The organism is Kaistella gelatinilytica (genome assembly GCF_015679325.1).
Lineage (GTDB): Bacteria > Bacteroidota > Bacteroidia > Flavobacteriales > Weeksellaceae > Kaistella > Kaistella gelatinilytica.
In genome coordinates this window covers 424918-440942 of sequence record NZ_JADPVI010000001.1, presented here as the reverse complement: position 1 = coordinate 440942, position 16025 = coordinate 424918, and the positions used below count along the sequence as shown (strand labels likewise).

The window sequence follows — 16025 nt, the reverse complement described above, 5'->3', positions numbered from 1 at the left end:
AACGTTTACCCAACGTCTACTTTTTAAAACTAACCTGATATATTTCGAATTATTTTAACCTGGCTCTTTTTACTTTTAACTTGGCTCTTTCAAACTATTAAACCAATTCTCCCAAATATTTTTCTGCATCCATCGCACCCATACAACCGCTTCCGGCTGCAGTAATTGCTTGTCTGTAATGACTGTCCTGAACATCTCCAACAGCAAAAACACCAGGTAAATTGGTCTTTGAAGTCCCGGGAATGGTATTGATATAACCGTTATCGTCTAGAGTAATCTGATCTTTGAAAATTTCTGTATTAGGTTTATGACCAATTGCGATAAAAATCCCGTGAACGTCTATCTTTGAAGTTTCCTGAGTTTGGTTATTAATGACAACCGCTCTTTCAACCAAAGAATTTTCACCTTCAATACCAATTAATTCATGGTTAAATCTCACCTCAATATTTGGAGTATTGCTTACTCTGTGGATCATCGCTTTTGAAGCTCTCATATAATCTTTACGAACAAGGATCGTCACTTTATTGACCAGCTTTGCTAAATAAGTAGCTTCTTCAGCAGCAGTATCTCCAGCTCCGACAACCACAACATCTTTTCCTTTGTAGAAAAAGCCGTCGCAGGTTGCACAGGCAGAAACGCCGCCTCCCGAATATTTCTTTTCGTCATCTAAACCTAAATATTTTGCAGTTGCTCCAGTAGAAATAATGACAGATTTTGCTACAATTTCTTTATTCCCTGCCCATAATTTATGATTTCCACCAACCTCAGTAGAAAATTCGGCTTTGGTGATCATTTCGTAATGAACTTTTGTCTCGAAACGTTCGGCTTGTTTTTGAAGATCCATCATCATTTCAGGACCAGTAACTCCATTCGGATATCCCGGGAAATTATCAACTTCTGTGGTGGTTGTTAATTGTCCACCTGGTTCAAGTCCGGTATATAATTCTGGTTTCAAGTCGGCTCTTGCGGCGTAAATTGCAGCTGTAAAACCGGCTGGACCGGAACCTACGATGACACATTCTAAAATATTTTCTTCCATTAATTAAGGTTAAAGTTGAGATACAATTTTGAGTTGTCAAAAATCGTGATTTATTTTGGGGTAAAGAAGTTTTTGCCGATGAATTTTGTCAATGACTAAAAATATCTATTCCAAAAGTGAATTGGAAATAGTGAAATAAATCTTTTTAAATTTCTTGCAAATTAAGATGATTGCCCATCTTAATTTTATGCACTACTTAAGACCCGACCTGAGTGGAGCTCTTTTTGTGCAATGAAGTGGAAAAAAAAAGTGTCGTCAATGATGACGAGAGAAGGCGTATAAAGTCGCCCAAAAATAAAGAAAAATTAAAGCTTCACTTTGTATTGATCAACATGCAGAACTTTATACACCATCTCTTTTAACAATTCACTTTCCGTCATGTTTACAGCGCCTAACCCCTTACTTTTAAGATCCATCTCGCGCAAAATGGATATAATTCTGGTGCAATGTTTAAGGTTGTAAAAACGCGCAGCTTCGGCGAAATCTTTAATAAAATAAGGATTTATTCCCATCGAAGAAGCTTGATTTTGAGGCGATTCTCCCTTCATTGTATGGAAAATAACCAAATTTGAAAAGAAATTATACAAATTCCCCATCATCATCGGAAAAGAATTTTGTTTAGGTGATTTACCTAAAAAATGAGCTATTCTAAAAGAATTAGTCGAATCTTTCTTACCTAAAGCTTTGATGAGTTCGAAAATATTGAAATCTTTGCTGATCCCAATATGGGTTTCGATGATCTTCTCGTCAATCAGTTCGCCTTCCTTTAAAATCATTTTGAGTTTTTGCAACTCATTTGAAATTCTAGACAGATCAGTACCCAAATACTCTGAAAGCAAAACAGGAATATGAGGTTTACTTTTCAAACCCAACTTGATCATTTCGCCCGAGATCCATTTTGCCACTTCGTAATCCTTGACTTTATCACTGAGGAAAAGCATTTTACTTTTTGTGAGATTTTTGGCAAAACTTTTTCGAGCATCTACTTTTTTGTACTTGTGCGCGATGACCAAAAGCGTTGATTCGACAGGATTTTCAGAATAAACCTTTAGCGCTTCAGCTTCTTTATCAGTCATTTTAATTTCCTGAGCTTCCCGCAAAATAATGACCTGTTTATCTCCCATCATGGGAAATTGTCGCGCCAAAGAAAGAACGTCGGAATAATTGGTGTCTTTTCCGTAAACGACGGTTTGATTAAAAGCTTTCTCGTCTTCTTCTAAATAATCATTTTCAAAAGATTTCAAAGCAACATCCATAAAGTAAGGTTCTTCACCATGAAAAAAATAAATAGGCAAAAGCTCTTTATTTTTAATATTTTTGAGGATTAAATCTAATTCTTTCATAAATGGAACTTCCGAAACTGAATTTTAATGAGGATTTTGTCTTTCAAATCAAGAGAGACAAAGATAAGTTTTTTATTTATGATGTGGTGCGTAAATCCTGGTTCCTGTTAACGCCGGAAGAATGGGTACGACAACATTGGGTGCATTATTTTCACTTTATTAAAAGCCGAAATCTGTCTTCATTAATTCTGGAAAAAAAATTGATTTTAAACGGTACAACAAAGAGAATTGACTTGCTCGTGACCGAAAAAACTACAGCAAAAATTTTAGTGGAGTGCAAAGCGCCGGAAATTAAACTCACCGAAAAAACATTTGAGCAAACGGCAAGATATAATTCGGTCTTACTTGCGGAAGAGATTATTTTAAGCAATGGTTTGCAACATATTTCCGCAAAGTTTATTGATGGAAAATATGAGTTTTATAAAGGTGAATTTTAATGGAGGTTTCCATTTTGAGCTAAAAATCTTTACAGATCATTCTTTCATCATCAACTTTTTGCATTTTGATATTTTGAAGCTTAGTTTTGCAACATGACTAAAACAAATGGCTCTTTTACCTCCATAATTCCCTTACTGATCTTCGTTTTTGTGTTCTTGGGAGCGGGAATATATAATCAGGATTTTTACGCCTTGCCCTCTCCTGTCGCAGCTTTAATTGGAATTGTATTCGCCTTTATTTTACTTAAAGGTAAAGTGAACGAGAAAATCGATACTTTTCTAAAAGGATGTGGCGATGGTAAAATATTGACCATGTGTATTATTTATCTTTTAGCAGGCGCATTTGCCACGGTTTCAAAAGCAACCGGAAGTGTTGATACGATTGTTAATTTAGGTTTAAATTATATCTCGGCAGCTTATTTCCCGGTCGGAATTTTTGTGATTGCGTCTTTTCTTTCTTTCGCTTCCGGGACTTCAGTTGGTTCGATTGTTACCTTAGGACCGATCGTAATTGATTTGGCGGAAAAAAGTGGTTCTCCGCTGGGTTTAATTGGTGCGGCTTTGCTTTCGGGAGCCATGTTCGGCGATAATCTTTCCGTAATTTCCGATACCACGATTGCGGCGACTCAAAGTATGGGTTGTGCCATGAAAGATAAATTCAGAGTCAATTTTAAACTTGCGTTACCAGCCGCTATAATTGCCGTTATTATTTTAGTTGCTATGGGATTTAATCAGGAACCAAGCTCGGTTGTAATGGAACAAAAGGATTTTAATTTCATCTTGATTCTCCCTTATTTACTAGTTATTACGCTTTCTATCATTGGTATTAATGTTTTTGTAGTCCTGTTTTCAGGATTGCTTTTCGCCGGAGTTTTAGGAATGGGTTACGGAACCTTTGGCGTGATGGAATTTGCAAAGAATACCTACGAAGGTTTTACAAGTATGACCGAAATCTTTTTACTTTCTCTTCTAACAGGTGGTTTAGCAGCACTGGTTGAAAAAGCGGGTGGAATTAACTTTTTATTAAAAAATATCAGCAAAATAATCAGTTCGAAAAAAACTGCTTTATTGGGAATTGGCGGTTTGGTAAGTGTTGCAAATTTTTGCGTTGCTAACAATACGATCGCTATCTTAATCTCCGGAAAAGTCTCTAAAGAAATTACCGATAAATATGAATTGAAACCCCAGGAAAGCGCTTCTGTACTTGATATATTCGCTTGTTATGTTCAGGGTATCATTCCTTACGGTGCCCAAATTTTACTTTTGATCTCTTTGAGTAATTTTAAAATGAGTTACACCGATTTGGTTCTGAACTCTTTTTATCTGCATCTCATTTTGGTGATTACTCTGGCTTCAATTATATTTAGAAATACTAAAAAATTCACGCTTAATAAGTCAACAATTTAAATGAAAATTAATGAGCATTAAAAATATTATATTCGATTTCGGTGGCGTGGTAATGGATTGGAATCCGCGTTATTATTTCAAGGAACATTTTAATGATGATGAAAAGATGGAACATTTTCTGAAAAACATCGTCACTGATGAATGGAATTCAGAGCAGGATCGTGGCAGAACTTTAGCAGAAGGAACCGAAATTCAGGTAGCAAAACATCCGGAATGGGAAAAGGAAATTCGTGCTTATTATGACAACTGGACGACCATGCTAAAGTCGGATATTCCTCATAACGTTGCCGTTTTACGGAAACTGGAGCATTCAAAATATGAACTTTTCGGTTTAACAAACTGGTCCGCAGAAACTTTTCCTTTTGCGTTGGAAAAGTATGATTTCTTTAAAATATTTCAAGATAAAATTGTGGTTTCAGGTACAGAAAAATTGATTAAACCAGATCCAAAAATTTGGGAGGTTCTGTTAAACCGGTATCAGATTAAAGCAGAAGAATCAGTATTCATCGATGATAATTCCCAAAATATAATAGTAGCCAAATCCTTAGGATTTATCTGTATTCATATTAAAGAAGATACCGATTTAGAAAAAGAACTGAAGGAATTGGGCGTGGAATTTTAAGCGCTGTTGGTAGATTTTAAAGAACACTTTGCCCAAACTCATTATACTAGGAAATTTATCACTCCGATTTGCTTCATTCTGAATGACAGCAAAGTTTTATTCTTCCCTGTTTACCAGATCCATAGAAAATGCAGGGAGACAAATTGCTAAATAATCGCATGGATCTTCAAACGGATTGCTATATTTCACTCTAGCTCCTTTTTGAATGAGAATACTTTGTCCGGTTTCTAAAATGACGATTTCTCCGTCGATTTCAAATTGCTTTTTTCCTTTAATAATATAGGTGAATTCATCAAATTCTGGCGTTTGAGAAGGTTCGCTCCATTTTGGCGGTGCAACCATGTGAGCAATCGAAATATTAGAATTATCAGTGGAATTTCCCCAGATCTCTTCAATAAGTTTTCCGTCAGTTGTGGGAACGATGAAAGGTGATTTTTGAATTTTATATTTTGACATATTTTATTAATTTTTAAAAAACTTAATGAGAAGGAAAGTAAATAAATTACAACTTCGATCAGAACAAAATTAAATCTTTAAATTTAGAAATCAAAAATTAGAGCATGACTTTTTCGAAATGAAAATCTTTGTGATTTTATTATTAAAAATATCAATCGACATGATTTTATTTTTGGTCATCGATATAAATGAGTTTGTATGTACTTTTACAGCAATAAAAAATAAATAATATGATACGTAATGTATTTTTAGCAGCGATTTTTATGGCATCAGGAACACTATTCGGGCAAAAACTGAAGAGCGTTTCTTACCAGGACGGCGCTCAAAAATTAAGTGGTTTAGTCACTTCAAATGCAGGAAAGAAACTTCCCGGAGTTTTGATCTTACCCGCTTGGATGGGAATTGATAAGGAGGCAAAGATGGCCGCTGAAGAATTAGAAAAAGCTGGTTACATCGCCTTTATCGCCGATATATATGGAGTAGGAAATAATCCAACTGATTATCCATCTGCCGGAAAAATCGCTGGTTCTTACAAACAAAACTTTGAAGCTTACCAGAAAAGAATTTCTTTGGCGCTGGAACAATTGAAAAAAAGCGGTGCAAATCCTGAAAAAATTGCGGTGATCGGTTACTGTTTTGGCGGAACAGGAGCTTTGGAAGTGGCGCGGGGAAAAATGCCGGTTGTAGGTGTTGTTTCTATTCATGGAGGTTTAGGAAAAGATGCCTCGAGAAAAAACGAAATGATCTCCATAAAAATGTTAGTTGAAAATGGTGCAGATGATGAAGGCGTAACTCAGGATAATTACAACGCTTTGGTCGCAGAAATGAAGGAAGGAAAAGCGGATTGGCAAGTTATCACTTACGCGAATTCAAAACATACTTTTACCAATCCAGAATCACCGGATTATAATGCAGTGATGGCGAAAAGAGCCTGGAATCACACGATGATGTTTTTGAAGGAGATTTTGAAATAATTTAAAATATTGCAACAAGTTCAGCTTGACTGTGAATTTAAGTAAAATAATTTCTAAAAGATTTTAAATCACATAGATTTTTACTTTTTGAATTTACTTAATTTGAAAAAGCAACGCGAGAAAGTTCTCGCAAAAAATCCTTTTCAGTTTTGAAAAGGATTTTTGTATGATAAGTAGATCTATCTGGTTAGAATTGCATTTCGGGGATCTCTCCTTCGATAATTAAGTCGGCTTCTGTTGATTTTATAATATCTTCAACGGAAACTCCGGGTGCTCTTTCCAAAAGTTTGAATCCATTTGGCGTTACTTCTAAAACAGCCATTTCTGTCACCACTTTCTTCACACAACCAACTCCCGTTAAAGGAAGCGTACAATTCTTCAATATTTTGCTTTCTCCGGCTTTGTTCACGTGCATCATTGCCACGATAATATTTTCTGCAGAAGCTACAAGATCCATCGCGCCACCCATTCCTTTCACCATTTTTCCCGGAATTTTCCAGTTGGCGATATCTCCTTTTTCCGAAACTTCCATCGCACCAAGAATGGTGAGATCAACTTTTTTACTTCTGATCATTCCAAAACTGAAAGCAGAATCAAAAAACGATGCTCCCGGAAGCGTGGTTATGGTTTGTTTTCCCGCATTAATTAAATCCGGATCTTCTTCTCCTTCAAAAGGAAAAGGTCCCATTCCAAGGACACCATTTTCACTCTGGAATTCTACAGAAAGATCGTGAGAAACGAAGTTCGCCACCAAAGTCGGAATTCCGATTCCGAGATTTACGTAGTAACGGTCTTTAACTTCTTTTGAAATTCTTTGGGCGATTTGTTCTTTTGTGAGCATGGCTTTATCTTATGCTGCAATTTATAGAAATTCCTTTTAATATAAAAATAGTATCGAGTCAATCTATGAGATTTCGTGAGCAATCGGAATTATATCTGTAATTTTGCGCCCACTTATTTTTACAGAATGAAAACATTATTACGATATTTAAAACCACATAAATGGCTGCTGATCTTATCTTTAGCTTTAGCAACAATTAATCAGGTTTTCTCCCTGTTCGGTCCGGCGATCACGGGAAATATTCTGGATCAGTTGGTAACACATCCTAATTTTTTTGATACTAAAAAGTTGTTGCCCAGAACTTTAGATGAATTTTTAAAGGGAACCGATCTTTATCACGGTGTTTTTTATTTTTTAGGATTATTGATAGGAACTGCCATGGTAAGCCGGATTGCGAAAGCTTTTCAGGATTATGTGGTAAGTGTCATCACCCAAAAATTTGGCGCCAATATTTTTACGGATGGTCTGCAACATTCAATGGCATTGCCTTACCAACAGTTTGAAGATCAAAGAAGTGGCGAAACACTCTCAATTTTAACGAAAGTTCGGGAAGATTCAGTAAAATTTATCACCAATTTCATCAACATCTTTTTCGGAATTCTGGTAAGTATTATTTTCGTTTCCATTTATGCGATCCGTTTGCACTGGTCGATCATGCCGGTTTATGTGGTTGGAATTTTCTTCATCGCTTTCATTACCAATATGTTGAGTAAGAGAATTAAAGGAATTCAAAAAAATATTGTGTCAGAAACAACGGCTTTAGCAGGAAGTACGACAGAAAGTTTAAGAAATATTGAGATCGTAAAAAGTCTGGGTTTAACCAATCAGGAAGTTAAACGACTGAACAGCAATACGTACAAAATTTTAGGACTGGAATTGCGAAAAGTAAAGAGCATCCGTTCTTTGAGTTTTATTCAGGGAACGCTGGTTAATTTTCTGCAACAGGTGATCACTTTCACTTTATTATTTCTAATTTTCAAAAATATCGTGACTCCGGGACAGTATTTATCCCTGGTTTTTTATGGATTCTTTATTTTCGGACCCATGCAGGAAATCGGGAACATCATTATTTCTTATCGGGAAGCAGAAGCATCGCTTTTTAATTTCGATAATTTAATGAAGAAACCGAGTGAAGAAAAACCGCACACGCCGAAACAAATTGGTGCGATAGAAAAATTACAGTTTGAAAAAGTTTCATTCCAACATCAATCTGCGTCATACAAAGCGTTGAATAACATTTCTTTCGAAGTGAAAAATGGAGAAACCATTGCATTTGTCGGTCCAAGTGGATCCGGAAAAAGTACCTTGGTGAAATTATTAGTGGGATTGTACCGCCCGAAAGAAGGTTCTATTTTCTACAATAACATCAACGGAAATGAATTTGATTTTGATGAACTGAGAAATCAGATCGGTTTCGTAACGCAAGACACACAACTTTTTGCTGGAACCATTAAAGAAAATCTTCTCTTCGTAAATCCAAATGCGACCGAAGAAGATCTGCGACTGGCTTTGAAAAAATCAAGTTGTACTGCATTAATTGAACGAGCGGAAAAAGGAATTGATACCGTAATTGGTGAAGCTGGCTTAAAGTTAAGTGGTGGAGAAAAGCAAAGAATCGCCATTGCAAGAGCATTATTAAGAAAGCCACACTTGCTTATTTTTGATGAAGCGACATCGGCTCTAGACAGTATCACAGAGGAAGAGATCACTTCTACCATCCGGGAAATTTCCAAAGAAAAAGAACAAATTACGGTTCTGATTGCGCACCGATTGAGCACGATTATGCATGCCGACAGAATTTATGTTCTGGAAAGAGGTCAGGTTATCGAAACCGGTTCTCACGAAAATTTATTGACAGAAAAAGGATTGTACTATGCGATGTGGAGACAACAAATTGGGGAAAGGAAAATGGTTGGAACGACGGTTTAAGTAATAAGTTTTTACTCACAACTTCGTGTAAATATCGATGTTTCGATTTTCGAACGGATTAGTGAGATTACGTATATTTAAGAGCTACCTTTACTGAATTTGTTAGCGCCAAAAATATTATGATGATAAAAGAAAAGTTTAAAAGTGTGCATTTTTGGTTGGTAGTAGGAAGTTTTACGCTCTATATTTCTTCAATGTTTTTTACGCCATTTTATGTTGCCAATCCAAAGGCAGATATTTATTCCAATTCCTTTTATATTTTGCTTGCTGGATGGATGGCCATTTTGGGAGGAGGATTAATCCCAACAATCATCTGGCTCGCAAATCCACTCTATTTTTTTGGTGGTTTTTTGATACTCAATAAAGAGAAATTTGCAGTTATACCGGTAACCTTATCTTTAATTCTTGCAATCTATTTCACAAGCCTCAATTCTATTATGGACGGTGAAAGTGGCGCAACGACAAACATTACAGCACTTGGTTCTGGATATTATCTTTGGCTTTTGAGCATTATAGCTTTATTTATTGCTGCAATTATGACTTTCTTCAAGAAAGCACCATCATCTAATTTTTCATAAAATATTGAAAATGGAGCAGTCAAATTATATTACAATTAGAAATTATTAAGAATGATCATCATCGTAGGAGCAGGTTTATCGGGACTTTTAACCGCTTATCTTTTGAAAAAAGAAGGTATCCCGTTCAAAATTTTAGAATCCAGAAACAGAGTTGGCGGAAGAATAAACACCATCTACAGAAAAGAGGAAGCTCCGATAGAAATGGGTGCGACCTGGTTTACTGCTCAACATCTGAATTTAACAGCACTTTTGGAAGACTTAGGAATCAGCCGATTTGAGCAATATATGGACGAGGAAGTTTTTTACCAACCTCAATCCAAATTTCCGACACAAATCGTGGAGATTCCTAAAAGTGAACCGAGCTACCGAATTTCTGGTGGAACTTCGACTCTTATTAATAATTTATTAGAATGTTTAGATTCCGCTGATTTATTTCTAAATGAATCGGTAAGTCAGATTTCATTTAAAGAAAATTCAGTTAGCGTAAAAGCAGAAAATATTTTTGAAGGCGATGCTGTTGTTCTCGCATTACCGCCGAAATTGTGGGCGAATCGAATCACATTTCAGCCTGAACTTCAGGCTGATTTGCGGGAAACTGCGCTACAAACTCATACGTGGATGGAAGATTCTATAAAAGTTGCGCTTACGTTTGAAAAACCTTTTTGGAAGGAAGAAAATTTACCTCGAACGCTTTTCAGTAATGTTGGTCCAGTTACAGAATTTTACGATCAGTCGGATGCGGAAAACTCGAAATTTGCATTGTGCGGATTTATCAATTCTGCCTTTAAAAATCTTTCCAAATCTGAAAGAAAAGAACTTGTTTTAAAACAGTTGAAAACTATTTTTGGAAGTCGGATTACTGAATTTCTGACTTATGAAGAATGGGTTTGGAGTGAAGAAATTAACACTTTTCAAGATTCTGAACATTCCCTTTTTCCGCATCAAAATAATGGAAATCCAATTTTTAGAAGTACTTATTTTGACGAAAGACTAATTATTTCCGGTTCTGAAACTTCATCCAGATTTCCTGGATATATGGAAGGAGCCGTAATTTCTGCAAAGGAAAGTGTGCGGAAAATTGTAGAATTACAAAAAATATAATTCAGTCATAAAACTGAATCGTGACGAATATTTAAATGCAAAACACCTATCTAAAAATAAAATTAGAGGAAACTATTAAACCTAAAAGATCAAGTTTCTTTCAAACTATACTATCGAAATTTCTATTGACAGTAATTCCAAAAGCAAATCCTGATTTTGAAAATCAAATTCAAAATATTAATATTTGGCTTATTGAATTTGATGAAGATGGAATTCCAGAAAAAGAAATTGGTTTAGATAAAGATGGAAAAACTGTAATGATAATGCCTTGGAAAGATAATTACGGATATTGGACAGATAATGATTTCAAACTTCAAGATTTTGAAAATGGTTTCAATTGTTCAGAAATTGAGGAAGAGTATTTTAAAAGTGAGTGGATTGCGTTTGAACAGAGTAATCTTTAAACGTGGATCCAAAAAAACATTTCCCATTCGGGAAATGTTTCGTTTAATCATCACTTGAAGTCTTAAAATCAGAAGACTTTCAACTTCTTTTTCTAACTGTTCTTTGCTCAATTCTTTTCTCAAATTTCTCGCCCTGAAAAATTCTTTGAACCATAATTCCCGGAATGTGAATTTCATTCGGGTCGAGTTGTCCCGGTTCTACCAATTCCTCCACTTCAGCGATTGTGATTTTTCCACTTCCTGCCATCGGCGCATTGAAGTTTCTTGCCGTTCCTTTGAAAATTAAATTTCCGGCGTGATCGCCTTTCCAGGCTTTTACAATGGAATAATCTGCTTTGAAAGCATGTTCGAGAATGTGCATTTTACCTTCGAAATCTTTGGTTTCTTTTCCTTCTGCGACTTCTGTTCCGTAACCTGCAGGAGTATAAAAAGCCGGAATTCCATGTTGTGCTGCTCGGCATTTTTCGGCTAAAGTTCCTTGTGGCGTCAATTCAACTTCTAATTCTCCGGAAAGCATTTGTCTTTCGAATTCGGCATTTTCTCCTACGTAAGAAGCGATCATTTTTTTGATTTGTTTCTTTTTCAAAAGTAATCCTAAGCCGAAATCATCAACTCCTGCATTATTTGAGATACAGGTTAAATCGGTAACATTGCTTTCTACTAAAGCATGAATTGTATTTTCAGGTATTCCGCAGAGTCCGAATCCGCCGACGATCAAGGTCATTCCGTCGCTGATTCCTGCGATGGCTTCTTCTACATTTTTTACTCTTTTATCGATCATTTTTCTTTATTAAATTGGTGGCATGAATTTACGAATTTTTTTGGAATTTGGAATTTTTGTAAATCGTTATGAATTGTTGTTAACCAGAAAGTCAGAAAGATTTCTTAACACATTAGTAAGATGAGTTCTTAGAAAAATTAGTTATGACCTAAGTATACAAAGGTTTGAAATACCTTGATTTTCTACATTTTTTATTTTCGCGGAGTTTGCGTGAGGGATGGAAGCGGTATCCTTTTTTTTGCGAGGGGAAAAGGAAGGGCAAAAAAGATTTAGCATACAGCCCGACCTGAATGAGGGAATGTTGCGCGAGCGAAGCGAGCGCTTAATGACCGAGTGATGGACACGCCCAAAAAAAGATTGAGGTTACGGTTAAGGTTAAGGTTAAGGTTAAGAAATATGTGATTTATTTTCTTAAAGTGTTGGGTGATAATAATATTTGTAGTATTTTTGCAACCTGTTAATCAACCTCTGACGATGGCCGTGAAAGTTGCTTAGCTCGACAAAACAAATTTTTATTATAAAAATGGATTTAGTAAAGTACGTACAAGACAAGTACATCACAAAAAAAGAATTCCCAGAATTCAAAGCCGGTGACACCATCACTGTGTATTACGAAATTAAAGAGGGCGCGAAAACGAGAACTCAGTTTTTTAAAGGAACTGTTCTTCAATTAAGAGGAACTGGTGCTACCAAAACATTTACCATCAGAAAAATGAGCGGTGATGTTGGTGTACAGAGAGTTTTTCCTTTGAACATGCCTGCTTTGCAAAAAATTGAAATCGACAGAAGAGGTAAAGTTAGAAGAGCTAGAATCTACTACTTTAAACAACTTAGAGGTAAAAAAGCGAGAATTAAAGACGCTGCTTACAAAAAGTAATTCTGTTTACCAGAATAGAGAAACCCATCAATTTATTTTGATGGGTTTTTTAGTGTTTTAGTTGCCAGTTATATTTTTAGACTTTACATAAATTCTATTTCCTCGTTCCGCCATGGCCGCTTGCTACAATTTTTAAGATCCTTACATTCAGGTAAAGGAATTTGAAAAATTGAAGGAAAGGATTTTGCATTTTTGCTTTCTGTGAGTCTGATATTCTTTGTGTCATTTTTTTTAATTTTAATTATTGGATACGTTTTTTGAAAAATGAAGATTAATTATTTAACTTTCAATTATTCTGGAATCAACCACCAAAACGGACGCATTTTCGCTTTCCAAATAAAGGCATAATGCAAAGAAAGTTTCACCCAATGTCCTGCTAAACCGATGTCTCCAAATGTTTTATTGATATCTCTTCCACTTGTGTTTGGATATTTTACATAATCTGGAACGATTGGGTAAGTTGTGATGCTTACTCCGCTTCCTTTCGTTATTCCAAATCCTGCAGAAGCGATACAAGCGGCGCCCATATTTCCCATAGAACCTTTGTGGTGCAGGGATTCTTTGCCACATTTTATAGAATCTATAATATTGTCGGCAACAAGTTTGGCTGTAATTCCAGAAGGCATTCCGGTTCTTGGTGGTGATGGTGTAATATCTGTTCCGTTTTTACTTTTTCTCGGTTTTGAAATAGAATGTGGTGGCGCAAATGCTATACCTGGGGCAAATATGTTTTTGTAAGATGGATTTTGGTAGGTTTCTGGCCAATCTTGCACAGTCCATTCCTCATAAGGTCTTGCGGTATAATCTGCATCTACAATCATGAATCCTTTGAATAACTTCTCGGTGATTTCAATATCATTTTTATCAAATGCTTTAAAACCATGCCCAGAAAAAGCAGGGATTAGCATTCCGAAATCGAAAGTTTCAGTTCTATATTCACCATCTAAATTTTCGTAATAAAGGATACCATCTTCAACTTTTGTTACGGCCGCTCCTAAAATCCAATTGATGCCTCTATCTTCAAAAACCATTTCTATTAGGTCTTTTGAGCGCATATTGATGCCGCCATAATCCAACAACATTCCATCCATACCAAAATCGCCAAGTTCATATTCGTTGGAAATCCAAGTAACTTCTACCTTATCTCTTACGCCAAAATTGACCAACTCTTTTTCTACATTCAAAATATATTCAAAAGCAGCACCTTGACAAGTGGCTTTTGCGTGACCAGTTCCGATAAGTATTTTCACTTTTTTATCAGAATTTTTTATATCATTTATTAATTTTTGCAGCGCTTCCGAAGCATGAGCAGCATGGTCATAAGTACAAACCGAATAGACCTTATTGGTTGCTGGTAATAAACCTTCCGTTAAATCAAAGGCTAATTTTGGACCCGTTGCGTTAATAAGATAATCGTAGTTTACGATTTCTTGCGTGCCTAGTTTTTCCCCGTAAACATATTCTACTTTTACAAATCCTTTGTTTTCTTCGGCATTCCCTTCTGGATGAAAAGACACTGCTTTGGCTTGTTTGTAGCCAATTCCTTTTCTTTTATATAAAGGTTCAAGTGGAAAAATCACATCTTTTGCTTTCATTTTACCAGTTCCTACCCAAATATTTGAGGGAAACCATTGGTAATTGTGAGTGGGCGAAACGACTAAAACTTCATGTTCCTTGCCTAATTTCTTGCGCAAATGTGCGGCGGCTGTATGGCCAGAAATTCCGGCACCTAAAATGACTATTTTTGACATTTTTTTATTTTTGTTAATTCAAATTTAGATACTAAAAAATCGATAGACTGTAATCTTGGTTACACATAATCAATTATTTACAGATTTTTTCTTTGCTGAATTATTCATTTTGTTTTTCAATTGAAAAATTAAAAAAACGGCTGATATTCCGCCAAAGAATGAAATGAGCATATTGATCAGAAATACTATTAAGTTAACCTCGCCCAATTTCATAATGGAAACAGGATCAAAACCCAACCTTCCAAATGATTTAATAAAAAAGATACTTCCAAAAACGCCTGCAATAGTATTTCCTATGATACCGAAAGAATATTTTTTAAATATTAAACCCGAAAGATTGGCTCCAAAAATCCCAGCAAGAATGCTGATTAATGCAATTAATGTGTCTGTCATTGGTTGAAATTTAATTAATGTTTGCCGTAATCCATGTTATCAATTTTTCCGCCCATTAATCTTTTTTGGACAATGAAATAAATGATAATGAGAGCAATACCAATGATTCCCCAAATCAAAGCAACTGATAAACCATATTTCTCTGCAGCGGTATTATAAATTGTTAAATTCTCATTAACCTTATTAGTAGATGGTAATATGACGGGGAATAATGACGCCAATGAAGAGGTAATTCCGCCCAAAATTATTAAAGTGGAAAACACAAAACCATAGAGATCTTTTTTCAATTTTTTGATATAAAATAGACCGATTAATCCTGTAAAATAAATGATTGGAAACACCAATAAATATGGTTTATGAAAGAAATTATCTAATGAATTGGACTTTACGATTTGCCAAACGGATAAGGATATGAAGGTAAGAATTGCGAGTACAATATTTAATTTAAAAATGACATTTTTCAGTTTATTATTAATGGTAGAATTGGTTTTAAGAATAATCCAATTTGCACCATGCATTGCTAAAGTAACTACAGAAATTAAACCAATAATAATGGTAAACCAATCTATAATTCCTGGTGTTGCGCTTAAAGGGCTGAAACTACTATCCCACAAAGGCAAGAAAAAATAATGACCTTCATGAGTGGAAACGCCGTTTTCAACACCACCTAAATTTACCCCTCGAACGATATTTCCCAATGCAATTCCGAAAAATAATGCCAATAACAAACTTGAAAAGCCAAACGAGACATCCCAAATATCTTTCCACATTTGAAAATTAAACTGGCTTCTAAATTCCAAACCAATCGCTCTAAAAACGATTAACCATAAGACAATAATTAGCGGTAAATAAAAGCCGCTAAAAACGGAAGCGTAAAATTTGGGAAAAGCCATGAAAAGCATTCCACCAGCTGCTACAAGCCAAACCTCGTTTGAATCCCAAAACAAACCCGCAGATTTTGTGATGAGCTCTTTGTCTTCTTCCTTTTTTGCGAAAAATAAGTGAATAATTCCCGCACCGAAATCATATCCATCTAAAATAAAAAACATGGCTAAAACAATAGCGATGATGATAAACCAAAATATTTCCATA

The 16025-nt window shown here is 35.4% G+C and carries 17 protein-coding genes; 9 read left to right on the top strand and 8 right to left on the bottom strand.

Going from position 1 to position 16025, the window contains the following annotated elements; translation table 11 throughout:
• Positions 1 to 97: 97 nt before the first annotated feature.
• Both trxB and holA read right to left on the bottom strand, forming a co-directional pair.
• Positions 98 to 1039: a thioredoxin-disulfide reductase gene (gene trxB / locus IV494_RS01900; protein WP_196078479.1), complete on the bottom strand. Its 942-nt coding sequence runs from the start codon at positions 1037 to 1039 to the stop codon at positions 98 to 100.
• Between the two features lie 305 nt (positions 1040 to 1344).
• Positions 1345 to 2382 carry a DNA polymerase III subunit delta gene (holA, locus tag IV494_RS01895; protein ID WP_196078478.1) on the bottom strand — a complete coding sequence of 346 codons (1038 nt, stop codon included), beginning with the start codon at positions 2380 to 2382 and terminating at the stop codon, positions 1345 to 1347.
• A 2-nt stretch (positions 2383 to 2384) separates the two neighbouring features.
• Here holA and IV494_RS01890 point away from each other — a divergent pair, with 2 nt between their 5' ends.
• The 3 genes from IV494_RS01890 to IV494_RS01880 all read left to right on the top strand — a co-directional run bounded on the left by IV494_RS01890 (position 2385) and on the right by IV494_RS01880 (position 4848).
• A complete protein-coding gene (locus tag IV494_RS01890; protein WP_196078477.1) occupies positions 2385 to 2819 on the top strand; it encodes a type I restriction enzyme HsdR N-terminal domain-containing protein in 435 nt (144 codons plus the stop codon).
• A 93-nt stretch (positions 2820 to 2912) separates the two neighbouring features.
• Positions 2913 to 4226 carry a Na+/H+ antiporter NhaC family protein gene (locus IV494_RS01885; RefSeq protein WP_196078476.1) on the top strand — a complete coding sequence of 438 codons (1314 nt, stop codon included), beginning with the start codon at positions 2913 to 2915 and terminating at the stop codon, positions 4224 to 4226.
• A gap of 10 nt (positions 4227 to 4236) precedes the next feature.
• Positions 4237 to 4848, top strand: coding sequence for an HAD family hydrolase (locus IV494_RS01880; protein ID WP_196078475.1), 612 nt, complete (start codon positions 4237 to 4239; stop codon positions 4846 to 4848).
• A 96-nt stretch (positions 4849 to 4944) separates the two neighbouring features.
• Here the strand turns inward: IV494_RS01880 and IV494_RS01875 are convergent, their stop codons facing one another.
• Positions 4945 to 5304, bottom strand: a complete 360-nt coding sequence (locus IV494_RS01875) for a cupin domain-containing protein (protein WP_196078474.1) — start codon at positions 5302 to 5304, stop codon at positions 4945 to 4947.
• A 230-nt stretch (positions 5305 to 5534) separates the two neighbouring features.
• Between IV494_RS01875 and IV494_RS01870 the strand changes: the two genes are divergently transcribed.
• The gene (locus IV494_RS01870; RefSeq protein WP_196078473.1) at positions 5535 to 6278 is read left to right on the top strand and encodes a dienelactone hydrolase family protein; all 744 of its coding nucleotides are present in this window, start codon (positions 5535 to 5537) and stop codon (positions 6276 to 6278) included.
• A 187-nt stretch (positions 6279 to 6465) separates the two neighbouring features.
• Here IV494_RS01870 and IV494_RS01865 read toward each other — a convergent pair whose 3' ends face one another.
• On the bottom strand, positions 6466 to 7119 hold the full coding sequence (locus IV494_RS01865; protein WP_196078472.1) for a CoA transferase subunit B: 654 nt from the start codon (positions 7117 to 7119) through the stop codon (positions 6466 to 6468).
• A gap of 126 nt (positions 7120 to 7245) precedes the next feature.
• Between IV494_RS01865 and IV494_RS01860 the strand changes: the two genes are divergently transcribed.
• The 4 genes from IV494_RS01860 to IV494_RS01845 all read left to right on the top strand — a co-directional run bounded on the left by IV494_RS01860 (position 7246) and on the right by IV494_RS01845 (position 11131).
• Entirely contained in the window at positions 7246 to 9048 is a 1803-nt protein-coding gene (locus IV494_RS01860; RefSeq protein ID WP_196078471.1) for an ABC transporter ATP-binding protein, read from the top strand.
• Between the two features lie 122 nt (positions 9049 to 9170).
• Positions 9171 to 9626, top strand: a complete 456-nt coding sequence (locus IV494_RS01855; protein ID WP_196078470.1) for a hypothetical protein — start codon at positions 9171 to 9173, stop codon at positions 9624 to 9626.
• A gap of 51 nt (positions 9627 to 9677) precedes the next feature.
• Entirely contained in the window at positions 9678 to 10727 is a 1050-nt protein-coding gene (locus IV494_RS01850; protein WP_196078469.1) for a flavin monoamine oxidase family protein, read from the top strand.
• Positions 10728 to 10762: 35 nt separating this feature from the next.
• Complete coding sequence (locus tag IV494_RS01845) at positions 10763 to 11131, top strand: hypothetical protein (protein WP_196078468.1); 369 nt, start codon at positions 10763 to 10765, stop codon at positions 11129 to 11131.
• 79 nt (positions 11132 to 11210) lie between these two features.
• Here IV494_RS01845 and IV494_RS01840 read toward each other — a convergent pair whose 3' ends face one another.
• A complete protein-coding gene (locus IV494_RS01840) occupies positions 11211 to 11912 on the bottom strand; it encodes a CoA transferase subunit A (RefSeq protein WP_196078467.1) in 702 nt (233 codons plus the stop codon).
• A gap of 523 nt (positions 11913 to 12435) precedes the next feature.
• On the opposite strand from IV494_RS01840, the gene rplS reads away from it, so the two are divergent.
• On the top strand, positions 12436 to 12789 hold the full coding sequence (gene rplS / locus IV494_RS01835; protein WP_039348071.1) for a 50S ribosomal protein L19: 354 nt from the start codon (positions 12436 to 12438) through the stop codon (positions 12787 to 12789).
• A gap of 290 nt (positions 12790 to 13079) precedes the next feature.
• Here the strand turns inward: rplS and IV494_RS01830 are convergent, their stop codons facing one another.
• From IV494_RS01830 to cydB, 3 genes are all read right to left on the bottom strand, one after another.
• Positions 13080 to 14540 carry an NAD(P)/FAD-dependent oxidoreductase gene (locus tag IV494_RS01830; protein WP_196078466.1) on the bottom strand — a complete coding sequence of 487 codons (1461 nt, stop codon included), beginning with the start codon at positions 14538 to 14540 and terminating at the stop codon, positions 13080 to 13082.
• Positions 14541 to 14609: 69 nt separating this feature from the next.
• Positions 14610 to 14933 (bottom strand): hypothetical protein, encoded by a 324-nt coding sequence (locus IV494_RS01825; RefSeq protein WP_196078465.1) that lies wholly within the window; start codon positions 14931 to 14933, stop codon positions 14610 to 14612.
• Between the two features lie 14 nt (positions 14934 to 14947).
• The gene (cydB, locus tag IV494_RS01820; protein ID WP_196078464.1) at positions 14948 to 16024 is read right to left on the bottom strand and encodes a cytochrome d ubiquinol oxidase subunit II; all 1077 of its coding nucleotides are present in this window, start codon (positions 16022 to 16024) and stop codon (positions 14948 to 14950) included.
• Position 16025 lies beyond the last annotated feature (1 nt).

Excerpts from the sequence above, each read along its gene's own strand:
- holA (WP_196078478.1), bottom strand. The coding sequence starts at position 2,382 with ATGAAAGAATTAGATTTAATCCTCAAAAATATTAAAAATAAAGAGCTT.
- IV494_RS01885 (WP_196078476.1), top strand. The coding sequence starts at position 2,913 with ATGACTAAAACAAATGGCTCTTTTACCTCCATAATTCCCTTACTGATC.
- IV494_RS01855 (WP_196078470.1), top strand. The coding sequence starts at position 9,171 with ATGATAAAAGAAAAGTTTAAAAGTGTGCATTTTTGGTTGGTAGTAGGA.
- cydB (WP_196078464.1), bottom strand. The coding sequence starts at position 16,024 with ATGGAAATATTTTGGTTTATCATCATCGCTATTGTTTTAGCCATGTTT.
- IV494_RS01860 (WP_196078471.1), top strand. The coding sequence starts at position 7,246 with ATGAAAACATTATTACGATATTTAAAACCACATAAATGGCTGCTGATC.
- IV494_RS01880 (WP_196078475.1), top strand. The coding sequence starts at position 4,237 with ATGAGCATTAAAAATATTATATTCGATTTCGGTGGCGTGGTAATGGAT.
- IV494_RS01890 (WP_196078477.1), top strand. The coding sequence starts at position 2,385 with ATGGAACTTCCGAAACTGAATTTTAATGAGGATTTTGTCTTTCAAATC.
- IV494_RS01845 (WP_196078468.1), top strand. The coding sequence starts at position 10,763 with ATGCAAAACACCTATCTAAAAATAAAATTAGAGGAAACTATTAAACCT.
- IV494_RS01850 (WP_196078469.1), top strand. The coding sequence starts at position 9,678 with ATGATCATCATCGTAGGAGCAGGTTTATCGGGACTTTTAACCGCTTAT.
- rplS (WP_039348071.1), top strand. The coding sequence starts at position 12,436 with ATGGATTTAGTAAAGTACGTACAAGACAAGTACATCACAAAAAAAGAA.
- IV494_RS01840 (WP_196078467.1), bottom strand. The coding sequence starts at position 11,912 with ATGATCGATAAAAGAGTAAAAAATGTAGAAGAAGCCATCGCAGGAATC.
- IV494_RS01825 (WP_196078465.1), bottom strand. The coding sequence starts at position 14,933 with ATGACAGACACATTAATTGCATTAATCAGCATTCTTGCTGGGATTTTT.
- IV494_RS01830 (WP_196078466.1), bottom strand. The coding sequence starts at position 14,540 with ATGTCAAAAATAGTCATTTTAGGTGCCGGAATTTCTGGCCATACAGCC.
- IV494_RS01865 (WP_196078472.1), bottom strand. The coding sequence starts at position 7,119 with ATGCTCACAAAAGAACAAATCGCCCAAAGAATTTCAAAAGAAGTTAAA.
- IV494_RS01870 (WP_196078473.1), top strand. The coding sequence starts at position 5,535 with ATGATACGTAATGTATTTTTAGCAGCGATTTTTATGGCATCAGGAACA.
- trxB (WP_196078479.1), bottom strand. The coding sequence starts at position 1,039 with ATGGAAGAAAATATTTTAGAATGTGTCATCGTAGGTTCCGGTCCAGCC.
- IV494_RS01875 (WP_196078474.1), bottom strand. The coding sequence starts at position 5,304 with ATGTCAAAATATAAAATTCAAAAATCACCTTTCATCGTTCCCACAACT.